Annotated in this window: 17 protein-coding genes and 1 pseudogene; 7 read left to right on the top strand and 11 right to left on the bottom strand. The window is 68.7% G+C overall.

Going from position 1 to position 16885, the window contains the following annotated elements; all coding sequences use genetic code 11:
* The first annotated feature begins 79 nt into the window (after positions 1–79).
* A complete protein-coding gene (locus A5764_RS02810) occupies positions 80–1516 on the top strand; it encodes a phytoene desaturase family protein (RefSeq protein WP_369807269.1) in 1437 nt (478 codons plus the stop codon).
* A gap of 82 nt (positions 1517–1598) precedes the next feature.
* On the top strand, positions 1599–1829 hold the full coding sequence (locus tag A5764_RS02805) for a hypothetical protein (protein ID WP_067108192.1): 231 nt from the start codon (positions 1599–1601) through the stop codon (positions 1827–1829).
* 12 nt (positions 1830–1841) lie between these two features.
* Here A5764_RS02805 and A5764_RS02800 read toward each other — a convergent pair whose 3' ends face one another.
* Both A5764_RS02800 and A5764_RS02795 read right to left on the bottom strand, forming a co-directional pair.
* Entirely contained in the window at positions 1842–2723 is an 882-nt protein-coding gene (locus tag A5764_RS02800) for a 3-hydroxyacyl-CoA dehydrogenase family protein (protein ID WP_067108182.1), read from the bottom strand.
* Positions 2720–3481: an SOS response-associated peptidase gene (locus tag A5764_RS02795; RefSeq protein WP_067108720.1), complete on the bottom strand. Its 762-nt coding sequence runs from the start codon at positions 3479–3481 to the stop codon at positions 2720–2722. Before A5764_RS02795 ends, A5764_RS02800 begins: the two co-directional genes overlap by 4 nt.
* A gap of 55 nt (positions 3482–3536) precedes the next feature.
* Between A5764_RS02795 and aroA the strand changes: the two genes are divergently transcribed.
* On the top strand, positions 3537–4838 hold the full coding sequence (gene aroA / locus A5764_RS02790; RefSeq protein WP_231989581.1) for a 3-phosphoshikimate 1-carboxyvinyltransferase: 1302 nt from the start codon (positions 3537–3539) through the stop codon (positions 4836–4838).
* A complete protein-coding gene (gene rsgA, locus A5764_RS02785) occupies positions 4835–5815 on the top strand; it encodes a ribosome small subunit-dependent GTPase A (protein ID WP_067108717.1) in 981 nt (326 codons plus the stop codon). Before aroA ends, rsgA begins: the two co-directional genes overlap by 4 nt.
* 76 nt (positions 5816–5891) lie before the next feature.
* On the opposite strand, the gene A5764_RS02780 is transcribed toward rsgA, so the two are convergent.
* Positions 5892–6365: a helix-turn-helix domain-containing protein gene (locus A5764_RS02780; RefSeq protein WP_067108167.1), complete on the bottom strand. Its 474-nt coding sequence runs from the start codon at positions 6363–6365 to the stop codon at positions 5892–5894.
* 97 nt (positions 6366–6462) lie between these two features.
* Here A5764_RS02780 and A5764_RS02775 point away from each other — a divergent pair, with 97 nt between their 5' ends.
* Entirely contained in the window at positions 6463–7641 is a 1179-nt protein-coding gene (locus A5764_RS02775; RefSeq protein WP_067108165.1) for an acetyl-CoA C-acyltransferase, read from the top strand.
* A gap of 12 nt (positions 7642–7653) precedes the next feature.
* Positions 7654–8151 (top strand): DUF302 domain-containing protein, encoded by a 498-nt coding sequence (locus A5764_RS02770; protein WP_067108163.1) that lies wholly within the window; start codon positions 7654–7656, stop codon positions 8149–8151.
* A 10-nt stretch (positions 8152–8161) separates the two neighbouring features.
* Here the strand turns inward: A5764_RS02770 and A5764_RS02765 are convergent, their stop codons facing one another.
* The 6 genes and pseudogenes from A5764_RS02765 to A5764_RS02740 all read right to left on the bottom strand — a co-directional run bounded on the left by A5764_RS02765 (position 8162) and on the right by A5764_RS02740 (position 14461).
* Complete coding sequence (locus A5764_RS02765; RefSeq protein ID WP_067108160.1) at positions 8162–8698, bottom strand: hypothetical protein; 537 nt, start codon at positions 8696–8698, stop codon at positions 8162–8164.
* A gap of 109 nt (positions 8699–8807) precedes the next feature.
* Complete coding sequence (locus tag A5764_RS02760; RefSeq protein ID WP_067108132.1) at positions 8808–10100, bottom strand: fatty acid desaturase; 1293 nt, start codon at positions 10098–10100, stop codon at positions 8808–8810.
* A gap of 84 nt (positions 10101–10184) precedes the next feature.
* Positions 10185–11372: a ferredoxin reductase gene (locus A5764_RS02755; RefSeq protein ID WP_369807268.1), complete on the bottom strand. Its 1188-nt coding sequence runs from the start codon at positions 11370–11372 to the stop codon at positions 10185–10187.
* A gap of 253 nt (positions 11373–11625) precedes the next feature.
* A complete protein-coding gene (locus A5764_RS02750) occupies positions 11626–12105 on the bottom strand; it encodes a hypothetical protein (protein ID WP_067108711.1) in 480 nt (159 codons plus the stop codon).
* Positions 12106–12144: 39 nt separating this feature from the next.
* A pseudogene (gene ppk2 / locus A5764_RS02745) lies at positions 12145–13001 on the bottom strand (polyphosphate kinase 2).
* A 41-nt stretch (positions 13002–13042) separates the two neighbouring features.
* Positions 13043–14461: a wax ester/triacylglycerol synthase family O-acyltransferase gene (locus tag A5764_RS02740; RefSeq protein ID WP_067108129.1), complete on the bottom strand. Its 1419-nt coding sequence runs from the start codon at positions 14459–14461 to the stop codon at positions 13043–13045.
* Between the two features lie 184 nt (positions 14462–14645).
* Between A5764_RS02740 and A5764_RS02735 the strand changes: the two genes are divergently transcribed.
* Positions 14646–15203, top strand: coding sequence for an Rv3235 family protein (locus A5764_RS02735; RefSeq protein ID WP_067108126.1), 558 nt, complete (start codon positions 14646–14648; stop codon positions 15201–15203).
* Positions 15204–15210: 7 nt separating this feature from the next.
* Here the strand turns inward: A5764_RS02735 and A5764_RS02730 are convergent, their stop codons facing one another.
* Both A5764_RS02730 and A5764_RS02725 read right to left on the bottom strand, forming a co-directional pair.
* The gene (locus A5764_RS02730) at positions 15211–16368 is read right to left on the bottom strand and encodes a cation:proton antiporter (protein ID WP_067108123.1); all 1158 of its coding nucleotides are present in this window, start codon (positions 16366–16368) and stop codon (positions 15211–15213) included.
* A 4-nt stretch (positions 16369–16372) separates the two neighbouring features.
* Positions 16373–16855 carry a cation:proton antiporter regulatory subunit gene (locus A5764_RS02725; protein WP_067108118.1) on the bottom strand — a complete coding sequence of 161 codons (483 nt, stop codon included), beginning with the start codon at positions 16853–16855 and terminating at the stop codon, positions 16373–16375.
* Between the last annotated feature and the right edge of the window lie 30 nt (positions 16856–16885).

The raw sequence follows: 16885 nt of genomic DNA, 5'->3' as shown, positions 1-16885 counted from the left end.
CTGACCTCAAAGAAAATGTCCCGCACGACACAATTCGGTATCGCGCGCGGGTATCGCGGACAACGCTGAGCCAAAATATCTGTTAGATGGATGCGTGAGTACCGCGGTGGTGGTGGGCGGTGGGCCCAACGGGCTCGCCGCCGCGATCTGTCTGGCCGCCGAAGGCGTGCAGGTCACCGTGCTCGAGGCCGCCGACGAGGTCGGCGGGGGCGCCCGCAGCGGCGAAGGAATCGTCCCCGGCCTGCTGCACGACCACTGTTCGGCGATCCACCCGATGGCCGTCGGCTCGCCGTTCCTGGGCCGATTCGACCTGCAGCGGTACGGCCTGACGTGGCGCTGGCCGGAGATCGACTGCGTGCATCCCCTCGACGGCGGCGCCGCCGGCGTGGTGCGCCGCTCGGTGGAAGAGACCGCGGCCGGCCTCGGGCGCGACGGCCGGCGGTGGCGGCTGGCGTTCGGCTACCCGGCCGCCCGGTTCGATGCGTTGAGCGAGGACATCATGGGACCGCTGCTGCGGGTCCCGCACCATCCGCTGATGCTGGCGCGCTTCGGCGCGCCCACCCTGCTTCCCGGGTCGGCGTTCGCCCGGCTGTTCCGCACCGAGCAGGGGCGGGCGCTGTTCGGCGGCGTTGCGGCGCATGCCTTCCGGCCGCTGCATTACCCGATGACGTCGGCCATTGGCGTCGGCATCATCGCCGCCGGCCACCGGCACGGCTGGGCAGTGGCCGAGGGCGGATCGCAGTCGATCACCAACGCGATGGTGCGGTTACTGGCTGATTTGGGCGGCAAGATCGAGACCGGTGTCCGGGTCAAGAACGCGTCGCAGCTGCCGCCGGCTGACGTGGCGATGTTCGACCTGGCGCCCAGCGCGGTCGCCGCGATCCTGGAAGACCGCCTTCCGCGCCGAATCTCGCGCGCGTTCAAGAGCTTTCGACGAGGCCCGGGCGCGTTCAAGGTCGACTTCGCCGTCGAGGGCGGCGTGCCGTGGACCAACCCCGACGCCCGCCGGGCCGGCACGGTGCACGTGGCGGGCACTTATGCCGAACTCGCCGCGACCGAGCGCGACGTCCACGCCGGCCGCATGCCGGAGCGGCCGTTCGTGCTGGTCGGTCAGCAATACCTGGCCGACCCGCAGCGCTCGGTGGGCAACACGCATCCCGTGTGGAGCTATGCCCATGTGCCCAACGGCTACGCCGGCGAAGCCAGCGAGGCCATCATCGCCCAGATCGAGCGGTTCGCCCCCGGTTTCCGCGACCGCATCGTCGGACACCAGGTCCGCTCGACGACGCAGCTGGAAACCTACAACCCCAACTACGTCGGTGGCGACATCATCACCGGCGCCAAGGACATTCGCCAGCTGACGTTCGGTCCCCGAATCACGTTGTCCCCCTATAGCATTGGCTTGCCCGGGATGTACATCTGCTCGGCGGCCACCCCGCCGGGGCCCGGTGTGCACGGCATGTGCGGTGCCAATGCCGCCCACCTCGCCCTCCGGTGTCTAGAGCGGCGCACGTAGCGATCGATAAGGGGCCTTGCGCAGAGTGTAGTCAAGTGACTACACTCTGCAATATGTGCATCACGCACCTCAGGAGGATTCGATGAAAAAGATTGTTGCTGCGGCCGTGCTGGCTTTCACCGGGTTACTGACCGTCGGCGTGGGCGTCAGCCACGCCGACACGATTCAGACCGAGGGCAGCTACCCGACGCGCGAAGCCTGTCAGGACGCCGGCCCCGGAGTGAAGGCCACGACGCCCGGGAACTGGAATAACTTCTGGTGCGTCCCGGACCGTGCGGCCGCCGGCTCGTGGCGCCTGGTGCTCAGCAACTGAAGTCGCTGCCTGTCAGGGCTTCGGATAGGTGTAGAAACCCTCGCCGCTCTTGACGCCGAGCTTGCCGGCAGAGACGTAGGACCGCAACAGGCCTCGCACGTGCTCGGGCAGGCCGGGATTCTGTGCGGCGTAGTGATTCTCGATGTCGAGTACCACGTCGAGCCCGACGAGATCCATCATCTGAAACGGCCCGGCGGGCAAGCGCCAGTTGACTTTGAACATCCCGTCGACGTCTTCTGGACGGGCCACGCCCTCGGCGACCACGGCGAGCGACTCGCGTTTGATGGCGGCCCAGATGCGATTGAAGATGAAGCCGGTGGACTCCTTGCGCGCCTCGAATGGATGAACACCGAACTCCGGCAGCACCCTTAGCAGCGTGTCGAGCAGGCCCCGATCGGTCTGACCGTCGGACATCAGGTCGACGGCGTTGACCTCCGGCGGCATGTAGAAGTGCGCGTTGCACAGACGGGTTTTGTCGCGCACGCCTTCGGCCATCAGGCGTGACGGGAACGACGACGAGTTGGTCGCGAAGATGGTGTCGGGCGGCGCGGCTTGGTCGATCTGCTCCCACGTCGCAATCTTGATCTCGAGCTTTTCCGGGACCGACTCGACGACGAGCCACGCGCCGTCCATCGCCTCCTCGAGCGATCCCACGGCCATCGCGACGCCCGCCTCACCAAAGCCTCTGTCGGCCACCAGCTTCGGCAGTGCCTCGGTCACGTACTGAACCGCCGACCGGCGCTGCTCCGCGCGTGGGGCGAAGATGCGCACGGTTCCCCCGCGGCTGGCGAACACCAGCGCGATACGGCGGCCCAACGTTCCCGCGCCGATCACCGCGACCGGGCGGTTGCGGACGTCCTCGAAGCTGTGGGAGAAGGACACGGGCGCCGTCATAGCAGGGTGGCTTGCTCGGGCTCCGATTCGACCGGCTCGAGCAGTTCCGGCCCGTTGTTTCGGACATTGTTGACCAGCGTCGACACCTCGCGCATGCGGATGCCGCAGGCGTCGGGTGGGCGGGTGAGCAGCTCCTCGTCGACCGGGGCGTCCGGGTTCAGCCAGCGGTCCCAGTCGCGTTCGGGCACCACCAGCGGCATCCGGTCGTGGATCTCGGCGAGTTCCCCGGGCGCGTCGGTGGTGATGATCGTGCAACTCAGCAGCGGCCGAGCGTCTTTCGCGGGCTTCCAGACCGACCAGAGGCCCGCCATGAACAACGGCTCGCCATCCTCGCGGTACATGAAGAACGGCGTCTTGCGGGACTTCTTGCCGGGCGCGTCGGAATTGACCCGCCACTCGTAATAGCCGTCCATCGGCACCAGGCAACGCTTGGACTTGGCGCTCGAGCGGAAGGCGGGCGAGCTGGTGACCTTCTCGGCGCGGGCATTGATCAGCAGCGGGCCCTTGGACTCCGGCGCCCCGTCGGAGCCGGCCTTCGCCCACGGCGGGACCAAGCCCCACCGCATGAGCCGGACCCGCCGCGTGGGCTCGTCCTCGGGCTCGGCGTGCCGGCTGACCACGGTCGCGATGGTCCTGGTCGGGGCCACGTTGTAGTTGGGCGCCTCGGCGTTGGGCGCGGTGCCGGTGGCCTCGTCGATCGCCTTGATCTTCTGCGCAAGCAGGGCCGGATCCGTCGTGACCGCAAAACGTCCGCACATACCACCCATGGTGCCTGCTACCCACGACGCCCGCCGACACGGCAGGATGAAGGCCGTGAGCAGCACCGAGTCCCTAAACGCGTGGACGGCCCCGCAGCCGACGACGCCGGTGCGCGCGACCGTGACGGTCCCGGGCTCCAAGTCGCAGACCAACCGCGCGCTGGTGCTGGCCGGGCTGGCGGCCGCGCAGGGCCACGGCGCCTCCACCATCAGCGGGGCGCTGCGCAGCCGCGACACCGACTTGATGATCGGGGCGCTGCGCAGCCTGGGGCGGCGCGTCGACGGGGACGGGCCCGAGCTGACCGTCGGCGGCCGCATCGCGCCCGGCCCCGACGCCCGGGTCGACTGCGGCCTGGCGGGCACGGTTTTGCGCTTCGTTCCGCCGCTGGCGGCGCTGGCCGACGCGGCGGTGGAGTTCGACGGCGACGAGCAGGCGCGGGCCCGGCCCATCGCGCCGCTGCTGGACGCCCTACGCGGCCTCGGCGTGCGGATCGAGGGCACCGGCCTTCCGTTCCGTGTGCAAGGCAACGGCTCGGTCGCCGGCGGGACCGTGGCGATCGACGCGTCGGCGTCCTCGCAATTCGTCTCGGGGCTGCTGTTGTCCGCGCCGTCGTTCACCGAAGGCCTGACGATCCAGCACACCGGCTCGGCGCTGCCGTCCGCGCCGCACATCGAGATGACGATCGTGATGCTGCGACAGGCCGGGGTCGACGTCGACGACTCCGTCGCCAACCGCTGGCAGGTGCGCGCCGGGGCGGTCGCGGCCCGGCACTGGGAGATCGAGCCCGACCTGACCAACGCCGTACCGTTCCTGGCGGCGGCCGTGGTGACCGGCGGGACCGTGCGCATCACCGGCTGGCCGGCGACGAGCGTGCAACCCGCCGACGACATCCTGAGCGTCTTGGGCAAGCTGAATGCCACTGTCACCCAAGGTGATTCGTTCCTCGAGGTCCGGGGCTCGGCCGACTATCCGGGCTTTGACGTCGACCTGCGCGCCGTGGGCGAACTGACACCGTCGGTGGCGGCGCTGGCCGCGCTGGCGACCCCGGGATCGGTGTCGCGCCTCTCCGGCATCGCCCACCTGCGCGGCCACGAAACCGACCGGCTCGCCGCGCTGAGCGCCGAGATCAACCGCCTGGGCGGCGACTGCGGGGAAACGCCCGACGGCCTGGTGATCACCGCCACGCCGCTGGGCCCCGGCGCCTGGCGCGCGTACGCCGATCATCGAATGGCGATGGCCGGGGCGATCATCGGGCTGCGGGTGGCCAGCGTCGAGGTGGACGACATCGGCGCCACCAGCAAGACGCTGCCGGAGTTTCCGCAGCTGTGGGCGCGGATGGTGGAGTCCAGCGGTTGAGGCCGGGCGATTACGACGAGTCCGACGTCAGGGTCCGCTCTGGCAGGGGCTCGCGGCCGCGGACCAAGACCCGTCCCGAGCACGCCGACGCCCAGGCCGCCATGGTGGTCAGCGTCGACCGCGGCCGCTGGGGATGCGTGCTGGGCGGGCGCCCCGATCGCCGGGTCACGGCGATGCGAGCACGCGAGCTGGGCCGCACCCCGATCGTCGTCGGCGACGAAGTCGACCTGGTCGGCGATGTGTCCGGGCGGACCGACACCCTGGCCCGCATCGTGCGGCGCGGCGAGCGCCGAACGGTGTTGCGGCGCACCGCCGATGACACCGATCCCACCGAGCGGGTGGTGGTGGCCAACGCCGACCAGCTGCTGATCGTGGTGGCTCTGGCGGACCCGCCGCCGCGCACCGGCCTGGTCGACCGCGCGCTCATCGCCGCCTACGCCGGCGGGCTGACCCCGATCCTGTGCCTGACGAAAACCGACCTCGCGCCGCCGGAGCCGTTCGCCAAGCATTTCGCGGACCTGGACCTGCTGGTGGTCGCCGCGGGTGTCGACGATCCGCTGCTGGCGGTGGCCGACCTGCTCGCCGGCAGGATCACCGTGCTGCTGGGCCATTCCGGGGTCGGCAAGTCGACATTGGTGAATCGCCTTGTGCCCGAGGCGGACCGGGCCGTCGGGGAGGTAACCGACATCGGCCGGGGGCGGCACACCTCGACGCAATCGGTCGCGTTGCCTCTACAAGGGTCCGGGTGGGTGATCGACACCCCGGGAATCCGCTCCTTCGGATTGGCCCACATCGAGCCCGACGACGTGCTGATGGCGTTCTCGGACCTGGCCGAGGCGACGCGAGACTGCCCGCGCGGCTGCGGACACATGGGGCCGCCGGCCGACCCCGAATGCGCGCTGGATGAGCTGTCCGGGCCCGCGGTGCGCCGTGTCGCCGCGGCCAGGCGCCTGCTGGCCGTGCTCAGGGAACAGTGACGGCCCGCCGAGCGTGCGTGTCTGTACAGCGACACGCCGCGCAAGGGCGTACAACTGTGCACCCTCGCGCCCGTGCTCAACCGGACTTGGCCAGCCGCATGCCCAGCTCGCCCGGCGGCACGAGATGCCCCTCGGCGCAACGGATTTCGACGCCCGCTTCGGCGCCGCAGCCCAGGTGTGTGAGCCGCAGCCGGTTGCGCCCCGGCAGGTGGCGTCGGCCCCACTCGAACATCGCCCAGACCACCGGCATGAAGTCGACACCCGCCTCGGTCAGCACGTACTCCTCGCGGCTGCGCTGTCCGGGCTCGCGGTAGGGGCGGCGCGTCAGCAGCCCGAGGTCGACCAGCTCGGCCAGCCGGGCCGCTGCGGCGGCCTTGGTGATGCCGACGCGGCGCGCGAAGTCGTCGAACCGGGTGGTGCCGTAGTAGGCCTCGCGCATGATGAGCATCGCGGACTTGGTACCGAGCACCGCCATGGTCTTCTCGATCGCGCACTCTCCCACCGCCGACCATTTGTCGCGGTCGGCGAGCGCGCCTTGCAGAAATGTCATCTAAATCACCTCCCCTTCTGGGTTGCATTTAGTATACCAAGGTGTTTACCTGGGTACAGCGAAGAAAACTTAGCCTCGCGTGACTCAAGGAGGAGCCATGGTTCAAGGCCGCGACGCCGTCATCGTCGGTGCCGTCCGCACCCCGATCGGCAAGGGCAAGGCCAGCGGCGCGCTGCACGGTGTGCTGCCTGCGGATTTGCTGGCGCACAGCCTGCGCGAACTGGTGACGCGCACCGGTGTCGACCCGGCGCAGATCGACGATGTCATCGCCGGCGCCGTCACCCAGGTCGGCGACCAGGCGGTCAACATCGCCCGTAACGCGTCGTTGGGTGCGGGACTCCCCGAGTCAGTGCCCGGGGTCACGATCGACCGGCAGTGCGGCAGCAGCCAGCAGGCAATCAGCTTCGCGGCGCAGGGCGTGATCGCCGGCGCCTATGACCTGGTGATCGCCGGTGGCGTGGAGTCGATGAGCCGCGTCCCGATGGGCAGCTCCGTGTTGCCCGGCAGCAACCCGTTCGGCGACGACATGACGCGGCGCTACCCCGACGGCCTGGTGCCGCAGGGCATCAGCGCCGAGCTGATCGCCGCGAAGTGGGGCTTTTCGCGCGCCCAGCTCGACGAGTTCTCCGCGTCCAGCCATGACAAGGCCGCCCGTGCCACCAAGGACGGGCTCTTCGACAACGAGCTGATTCCGGTCGCGGGGCTTGCCACCGACGAGATCGTCCGGCCGGGCACGACGGTGGAGACGCTGGCCGGCTTGCAGCCTTCGTTCTACAGCGACGCGATGAAAGAGCGATTCCCGCAGATCAATTGGTCGATCACGGCGGGCAACTCCTCGCCGCTGTCCGACGGCAGCGCCGCGGTCCTGATCACCAGCAGCGAGGTGGCCGACAAGCTGGGGCTGCGCCCGCTGGCGCGCATCCACAGCACCACCGTCGTGGGCTCCGACCCGCTCTACATGCTGACCGGGATCATCCCGGCGACCGAAAGGGTGCTGCGCCGCGCCGGATTGACCCTCGCGGACATCGACCTGTTCGAGGTCAACGAGGCGTTCGCGCCCGTCGTGCTGGCGTGGGCGCACGACACCGGGGCCGACCTGGCCAAGACCAACGTCAACGGCGGCGCCATCGCGATCGGCCACCCGCTGGGCGCCAGCGGCGTGCGCATCATGACCACGCTGGTCAACGCGCTCGAGCAGCGCGGCGGACGGTACGGTTTGCAGACGATGTGTGAGGGCGGCGGCATGGCCAACGCCACCATCATTGAGCGACTCTAGGGGGGCGTAGGTATGTCGCAGGAGATCCGGTTCGACGGTGTGCGGGTGCGTTACGACGCTGCCAAGAGCTACGACGAGCTGCTCGCCGCGCTGCTGGCCGACATCGGCGACAAGCCGGTGCCGATCAGCGAATTGGCGATTGCCACCGACGATTGGGATTCCTACCGGCAGCGGGTCGAAACCCACGTCGGACCAAGCGGATTCATGCTGATCTCCCTGATCGACCACGGCGCCTGGATCGCCAACGCGGGCATCGACCGCAAGGCGATGCGCGTCATCCTCGGCAACCCGCTGATCGCCATCACGATGCTGCGGCACGACGTGACTGCCGGCTTGTTCGCCCCGGTCGAGTTGCTACTCCTCGACGAGGGCGACGGCCGGAGCAGCCTGACCTACGTCAAGCCGTCATCGCTGATGGTGGTCGAGCCGAACGCGGAATTGCTCAGCGCCGCAGAAAACCTCGACGCCAAGCTGGCGGCCCTGGCCGCCAAGGTGACCAACGGGTCGTGAACGGACCGTCTTAGAGCCACCCCGTGCGGGCGGCGGCAACCGGCTCGGCAGGGGCCGGTGCCAATTCCCCGTTCCGCACGCCGTCGAGCATCCGTTTCACGACGGCGACGATCTCCGGCGCGGCCGCGACGAGTCCGGTCACATCGGCTTCGGTCACCTCATCGGCGTCGACGCCCGCGCGGGCCAGCACAGCCGCCGGGTCGGCCAGCTGAGCGGCCAGCCAGGACGGCGGGTCGGCCGACAGCTCCGGGACGAAGTGCCGACGGCCGGGTTCCCAACCGTCGAAACGGGGATGGTGATGGGCCCGGTCCAGCGTCCCGGGCGGGCTCTCCGTGGATCCGAACAGGTCCACGCGCCACACCGGGCGGCCGAAGGCGATCGGGATGCCTGCGTAGATCGAGCCCCGGGGATCGGCCCGGTCGACGAGGCGCAGTTCCAGCCTGACTCCCCGTTCCGGGGTTTCCTGACCGGCGAGGGGGCTCGGATCGACGAAATACATGTCCCCGACGACTACACCCAGGGTCTCGAATCCGAATGCTGCGAGCATGGCGCTGCCTTTCCTTGCGCTTCCTCGAGCGTAGCCGCGCCGAGTGTGCAGTCACTGCGAAAAATCGCGCGCGATTTCGCAGCCTTCGCACGTTCGGCGCAGGGGAAAGCTAGGCCGCCAGGCCGTTGTCCCTGATCGTTCGCTCCGCTTGCTTCTTAGCGCGCCGGTCGCGCCGCCAGCCGCGGACAGTGGTGATCGCCGTCTTCAGCCCGCGGCGCCGTCCGGTCGCCGGATCGGTGCCGGCGAAGCCCGGCTCCAGTTCGGCGAACATCCGTTCGCTGCGGGTCTCCGGCGCGTCGTCGGCGTCGGCGAGCAGGTAGGAGTTGGGCAGCGACAACTTGGCGATCGTGCGCCACGTCTTGCCGTATTGCACCAGGAAAGACCCCGTGGTGTAGGGCAAGTCGTACTTGTCGCAGACCGCGCGCACCCGCACCGAGATCTCGTGCAGACGGTTGCTGGGCAGATCGGGGTACAGGTGGTGCTCGATCTGGTGGCAGAGGTTGCCGCTCATGAACCGCAGCACCGGCCCCGCCTCGAAGTTGGCGCTGCCCAGCATCTGGCGCAGATACCACTGGCCCTTGGTTTCGCCGATCATGTCGGTCTTGGTGAATTTCTCTGCGCCATCGGGGAAATGGCCGCAGAAGATGACGGCGTTGGCCCACACGTTGCGGATCACGTTGGCAAGCGCGTTGGCCTTCAACGTCGAGGTGTACGTCGCGCCGGGCGACAGCGCGGTCAGCGCCGGGAACGCGACGTAATCCTTCAACACCTGCCGACCGGCCTTGGCCAGGAACTCGTCGACCCGCTGCCGGGCGTCGTCCTGCTCCATCCGCTTCTTGGCGATCTTGCCGAGCTCGACGTGCTGCAGGCCGACGCCCCACTCGAAGAGCAGCGCAAGCATGGTGTTGTAGACGAGGTTGAAGAGGTTGAAGCGCTTCCAGCGCTGGTCGCGGGTGACGCGCAGCAAGCCGTAGCCGACGTCGTCGTCCATCCCGAGGATGTTGGTGTACTTGTGGTGCACGAAGTTGTGGGTGTAGCGCCAGTGCTTGGACGACCCGCTCATGTCCCACTCCCACGTCGAGGAGTGGATCTCCGGGTCGTTCATCCAGTCCCACTGGCCGTGCATGACGTTGTGGCCGATCTCCATGTTCTCGACGATCTTGGCCACGCCCAGGGTCGCGGTTCCCGCCCACCATGCCGAACGCCGGGAACCGGCGGCCAGCATCAGCCGGCCGGCCACCTCCAGCGTGCGCTGCGCCGCGATGGTGCGGCGGATGTAGCGGGCGTCGCGCGCTCCACGAGAGTCTTCAATGTCCTGGCGGATGGCGTCGAGCTCAAAGGCCAGGCTCTCGATGTCAGCGTCCGTCAGATGGGCGAATACGTCGACGTCGGTGATCGCCATCGTCCTTTTCTCCCTGCTGTCGTTATCGCTTACTTACTTACGTTATCGTAACCTACGAATCCGTAGGTTACCTGTGAGTAGCCTTTAGATGTCGAGCGCGCAATCGCCCGAGGCGGCCGACACGCAGGTCTGGATCCGGGTGCCGGGCTCGTGCTCCTGGCCCGTGCGCAGATCGCGGACGTGGCCCTCCACCAAGCTGACCACGCACGACTGGCAGATGCCCATCCGGCAGCCGAACGGCATCTGCACCCCGACTCCTTCACCCGCGTCCATCAACGACGTCGCGGCATCGGCCGAAACCGCGCGCCCGCTTCGGACGAACGTGACCGTTCCGCCGGCCCCGGCGGGCGCGGCCCTGGACACCGCGAATCGCTCCAGGTGCAGCCGGTCGCCGATGCCCGCCGCCGACCAGACCCTTTCGGCGTGGGCGAGCATGCCCTCCGGCCCGCACGCCCAGGTCTGGCGTTCGCGCCAGTCCGGCACCTCGTGCTCGAGCGAAGCGAGGTCGAGCCGGCCCTGCTTGCGGGTCTCCCGCAGCTGCAGGCGATAGCCCGGCTGGTGGGACGCGAGGGCGGCCAACTCCGCGCGAAACATCACGTCGGATTCCGTCGGCGCCGAATGCACGTGCGTAATGTCACCAATCTGGTTGCGCCGCACCAACGTCCGCAGCATCGACATCACCGGCGTGATCCCGGAGCCGGCGGTCAGGAACAGGATGGAGCGCGGCGCCGGGTCGGGCAGTACGAAGTTGCCCTGCGGGGCGGCCAGCCGGACGATGGTCCCGGGCTCGACGCCGGCCACCAGGTGGGTGGAGAGGAACCCTTCGGGCATCGCCTTGACGGTGATCGTCACGGTGCGCGGTGACCCGGGCGCCTCGGCCGGGCACGACGTCAGCGAATAGGACCGCCAGCGCCAACGCCCGTCGACCAGCAGCCCGATCCCGATGTACTGGCCGGGCTGATAGTCGAAGCTGAAGCCCCAACCCGGTTTGATCACCAGAGTCGCGGAGTCCTCGGTTTCCCGGCGCACCTCGAGGATGCGGCCCCGCAATTCCCGGGCGGACCACAGCGGATTGGCCAGATGCAGATAGTCGTCGGGCAGCAGCGGCGTGGTGATGCGCGCGGCTAGGTTGCGTAGCGCATTCCAGCCCGGATGCCGGTCGGCCCCGACGACAACCGGCCGCTTGGTGTCGATGATATTGCCCCTAATCGAGGGGTTACGTCTGCCCAGCGGAAGCTCCTGCTCACTATGCGGCGTATGACTTACGTCCAACATTGTGGTCGGTTCGGTGTGCTCCACGAAACCTACGGTACCGTAACTTACGGAAGCGTAGCTAGGCCTAGCACTCCCGAATGCGTCACATTTCGAATTCGGATTGGTAGTCGGCGGCGGGCAGGGCGCTCCCCGTCTGACATCCGGGCACCACATCCTGCATGCCCCGTTTGCGGTGTGGCACAAGCATTGACGTCATGCTTGGAGCACCGCTCTAGGCGGCATCACCGGTGGCCAATGTCAACGCGCGCGGCTAGAGCAGCTCGAGCAGGAACGGCAGCTCCTGGTTGGCGTACCACGCCAAATCGTGGTCTTGAGCGTCGCCGACGATCAGCTCGGCGTCCTCGTCGCCCAGGTCGGCGGCGTCGATGGCCTCGATCGCCTTCGTCACGGCCGGCTCGGCCGCCGCGTTGTCGACGTACGCGGCGACGACTTGGTCCATGGTGATGGGACCGGCCAGCCTGACCACAGCATCGTCGAGATCGGGCCGATAGGTGACCCCGGATTCGCCCAAGTCGACCTCGGCGGCCAACACCGCGCGCCGCGGCGGCAACGCGTTAGCCAGATCGTCGGCCAGCAGTCGCAGCGACGCCAGCGCGGCCTCGCGCAGCGCCACCTCGGCGAGCTCGTCGTCGTCGCCCTCCGCGTAGGCCTCGCGCAGCGTCGGCGTCACCGCGAACGCGGTGCCGTTGACGGGCCGCAACGACCCCTCGCCGACGAGCCGCTGCAACATGGCCAAGGTGGCCGGGATGTAGACCTCGATAGTGGGCACCTACTCCGCGATCAGGGTGGCGGCGTAGTCGTCGACGTACGTCGACAGCTCGCGCGGCGGGCGCTCATAGCGCCCACTCACCACCGGCTCTTTAGGAAGTTTGACCTTGGGCCGCGACACATCGTGGTATTCGATCGTCGACAGCAGATGGGCCATCATGTTCAGCCGCGCGTGCTTTTTGATGTCCGATTCCACGACATACCACGGGCTGATCGGGGTGTCGGTGCGCGCCACCATCTCGTCTTTGGCGCGCGAATAGTCCTCCCACCGATACAGCGATTCCAGGTCCACAGGACTGAGTTTCCATTGCCGCACAGGATCATTCAGTCTCGCCCGGAACCGGCGCGGCTGTTCGGCCTCAGAAACGGAGAACCAATACTTGCGCAATAATATCCCGTCGTCGATTGCATTTGCTCGAAGACCGGAGTCTGCCGCAAAAACAGCGCATGCTCTTGCGGCGTACAGAATCCCATCACCTTTTCCACGCCGGCGCGGTTGTACCACGACCGATCGAACAGCACGATTTCGCCTCGGGCGGGCAGGTGGGCGATATAGCGCTGGTAGTACCACTGGCCGCTTTCGCGATCGCTGGGCGCGGGCAGCGCCGCGATGCGGGCCACGCGGGGGTTCAGGTATTCGGTGATCCGTTTTATGGTCCCACCTTTGCCCGCTCCGTCGCGCCCTTCGAAGATGATCACCAGGCGCGTTCCCGAGTGTCGGACCCATTCTTGCAGCTTCACGAATTCGGTTTGCAGCCCGAACAATTCGGCTTCGTAGACGGCATCGGAAATTTTGCGCGCGGCCGGCGGCGGTGATTTCTTTTTCGTCGCCTTGGCGTTGCTCGTCGGGGTGCTCACTCACGAATAATAGATCCGGACACCGATTTTCACCCCTACTACTACCGGGAAGCCTCGAGGAGTTCCTCCAGCGCTTGGCTGAGCAGTCCCGGCAGCATATCGACGTCGCTCATCGCGTCGCGGTCGGCGTTGATTCCGAAATACAGCATCCCGTTGTACGACGTCACGCTGATGGCCAGCGCCTGATTGTGCAGCAGCGGGGGCACGGCGTAGGTCTCCAGCAGCTTGGTGCCGGCGATGTACATCTGCGACTGGGCCCCCGGGGCGTTGGTGATCAACAGGTTGAACGTGCGCTTGGAAAAGCTCGGGAAGCTGGTGGCGACCCGGATGCCCATGGCGTGCAGAGTGGGTGGCGCAAATCCCGACAGCGTGACGATGGTCCTGGCGTCGACCAGGCTGGCCGACGACGCGTTGGACTCGGTCGTGTGAGCGATCTGCGACAGCCGCACGACCGGATTCGCCTCCCCCACCGGCAGATCGACCAGGAACGGCGTGACCTGACTGATGGTTTGGCCCGGGCCCGTCGAGTCCAGTTGGTCATCGGCGTAGACGGAAAGCGGGGCCATCGCGCGGATCGTCGCGGTCGGTGACACCGCCACCCCCCGCGACAGCAGCCAGTTGCCCAGCGCGCCGGCGATGACGGCGAGCACCACGTCGTTGACGTCGCAGTCGTACCGCGCGCGCAGGGTGCGGTAGTCCTCGAGGTGGCAACTGGCGACCGTGAACCGCCGATGCCGCGAAACGGTCGCGTTGAGCGGGCTGCTGGGTGCCGTGCCGCGCGCCACGGCGCGCGCGAGGTCGATGACGCGGCGGCCCGCGTCCAGCAGTTCGCCGTAGTTGGTCACCGCCCCGGCCACCGCCGAGCTGACGGCCTGCAGCTGGGTGCCCGGGCCGGCCAGCCAGTCCCCGATCGCACCGAGCACGAGGCGGGTGTTGCCGGGGTCGCGTTCCGGCACCCAGATGTCTTCGGGGAACGGCGGCGGCCGTCGCGTCCGGTCGGCGATGACGTGGCCGATCTCGAGCGCGGTCATGCCGTTGATCAGGGCCTGGTGCGACTTGCTGTACAGCGCTACGCGGTTCTTGGCCAGGCCCTCGACGAGGTACATCTCCCACAGCGGCCGCGACTTGTCCAGCGGCCGGGCGGCCAGCCGCGCGATCAGCTCGTGCAGCTGCTCGTCGCTGCCCGGCGAGGGCAGTGCCGACTGCCGCACGTGGTAGGTGATGTCGAAGTCGGCATCATCGATCCACACCGGCCTGGCCATGCCGATCCGCACTTCCCGGATCTTCTGCCGGTACCGCGGTATCTGGGGCAGCCGCTGTTCGACGGTGGCCAGGAGCGTCTCGTAGCTCAATCCTGAGCGCGGCCGGCGCAGGATGGACAGCGATCCGACGTACATCGGGGTCGCGGTGTTCTCCAGCCGGAAGAAGGACGCGTCCGCCGGGGACAACCTGGTCACCATCGGCGCTGTCCTCCTTGTCAATTCGCCCTGGGGCCATTTAGTGAACGCATGTACAGCCCACGGTAATCGCCCCGCCGGGGCACAGCTCGGCGCGGGTACGGGTTGGCTCGAGTTGTGCCATGATGACCACTGTCTGCCACTCTCCAGCAGCTCCCTTTCGACCACTGAAGATGGAGAGTGCGCGTTGACCGTTAGTCCCGTCCTGAAAACGCCCGGCTCCGAGGCGTTCGCCGTGACGCCCGTCGTCGACTATGAGCCCGCGCGGCGAGACGTCCCCGCGTGCCGGCAGTCCTCGCGCTCCACGCTGCGCCGTCGCGCGCGTGTGCCGCGCCGCCCATACCCCGGTCAACCGGGCAAGCACCCCCAAGCGACCGGGATCCCCCCGGTCACGTCGCCGCCGATGCGTCAGGCGGCGATCTTCGCCGACGCGGCGCTGCGCCGGGTGCTGGAAGTCATCGACCGTCGCCGTCCGGCCGCCCAGCTGCGACCGGTGCTGGCGCCCAGCCTGGTGGACTCGGTGGTCGCGATCGGCCGCTCGGCAATCGGGCGGCAGGGCGCCGCCGTGCTGCGCCGGCTGCGGGTGCAACCGGCCGGTCGCCACGACGCCGAGACCGCCGCCGAGGTTTCCGGGTCATTCAGCCGCGGCGACCGGATCCACGCCATCGCCTGCCGGGTGGAGCAGGTGCGCGGCGTGGGAGGCGCAACCGACCGGTGGCAGGTGGTGGCCCTGCACATTGGTTGAAGACGGGCTACTTCGGCGGCGCGGCGCCGGCGGGCAGCGAACCGCCCCCGTATCGGGCCAGCACCGGTCCCGCGATCGCCATCACGAAGACATACGCCGTGGCCAGCGCCGCGGCGGCGGGCATCGCCGTGCCGACCAATCCGATGATGATCAGCGAGAATTCGCCGTGCGCGATCAGGGCGGTGCCCGCGCGCAGCTGCCCGCGCCGCGCCACGCCGTCGCGCCGGGCGGCCAGCACGCCGGTGGCCACCTTGGTGAGGGCGGTGACGGCGGCCAGGGCCAGGGCCACCGGAAGCATCGGAAGCAGCTCGCGGGGGTCGACCGAGAGGCCGATCGCCAGGAAGAAGATGGCGGCAAACAGGTCGCGCAACGGGCCCAGCACCTGGCGCGCCCGGTCCGCCGTTGCCCCGGTCAGGGTGAGCCCGACCAGGAAGGCGCCGACGGCGGCCGAGGCGCGCAGCGATTCTGCGACCGCCGCCACCATCAGGGTGATCCCGAGGACCCTGAGCAACAGCTGCTCGGAATCGGGATGCTCGACCAGCCGGCCGACGTGGTGACCCCAGCGGTACGACGCGGCGAACGCGGCCAGCAGTGCGCCGATCGCGGCCGCCATACCGCCCACGGCCTCCAGCCAGCCGCCGCCCGACGCGAGGACCGCGAACAGCGGCAGGTAGGCCGCCATCGCGAAGTCCTCGAGAACCAGCACGGACAGCACGGCCGGCGTCTCCCGGTTACCGAGCCGGCCCAGGTCTTCGAGTAGGCGCGCGACGACGCCCGACGAGGAGATGTAGGTGACGCCGGCCAGGGCCAGGATGGCGACTCCGTCCAGGCCCAGCAGCCAGCCGGCCACCGCGCCGGGTGCGGCGTTGAGAACGATGTCGACACCCGCGGACGGCAGGTGATGGCGCAGGCTGCTGGCGAATTCGGTGGCGGAGAACTCCAGACCCAACGTCAGCAGCAGCAGCACGACGCCGATGGGCGCGGCCGTGGCAATGAACTCGCCGGCCGCGGCCACCGGCAGCAGGCCGCCCTTGCCCAGCGAAAGACCAGCCAGCAGGTACACCGGTATCGGGGACAACGCGAATCGGCGTGCCACGGTGCCCAATACGGCCAGCGTGGCAAGCAGGGCGCCGAGCTGGAACAGCAGCGCCCCCGAAACTTGCACCGGCTCAGCCCTTTTCGACGATCTGCTGGACGGCGGCGATGCCTTCTTCGGTGCCGATGACGATCAGGACATCGCCCTGGCGCAGCGTCTCGGCGGGGCCCGGCGAGGCGAGCACGTCTTCGTCGCGCACGATCGCGACGATCGAGGCACCGGTACGGGTACGCGCGCGGGTGTCTCCCAGCGGCCGGTCCACGAACGGGCTGCCCGGCTCGATGTGGACCTGACCCGCCTCGAGGCCCGGCACTTCGCGGGTCAGCTCGGTGAAGCGTTCGGCGATCCGGGGCGCGCCCAGGATCTGGGCTACGGTGTCGGCCTCCTCGTCGGTGAGACGCAACACCGGACGGGCCCGGTCGGGGTCGTCGGGGGCATACAGGACGACGTCGAAATCGCCGCCGCGCCGCGCGACGATGCCGATCCGGTCACCGGAATGGCTGGTGAACTCGTACCGAAGGCCGACGCCCGGTAGCAGCACCTCCTTGACATCCACCCCCCAATACTTGCAGTTTCCGCGTCGCTG

Source organism: Mycobacterium sp. 852002-51057_SCH5723018, from assembly GCF_001667035.1.
Classification (GTDB): Bacteria; Actinomycetota; Actinomycetes; order Mycobacteriales; family Mycobacteriaceae; genus Mycobacterium.
This window is presented reverse-complemented; position numbering and strand designations above follow the sequence as displayed.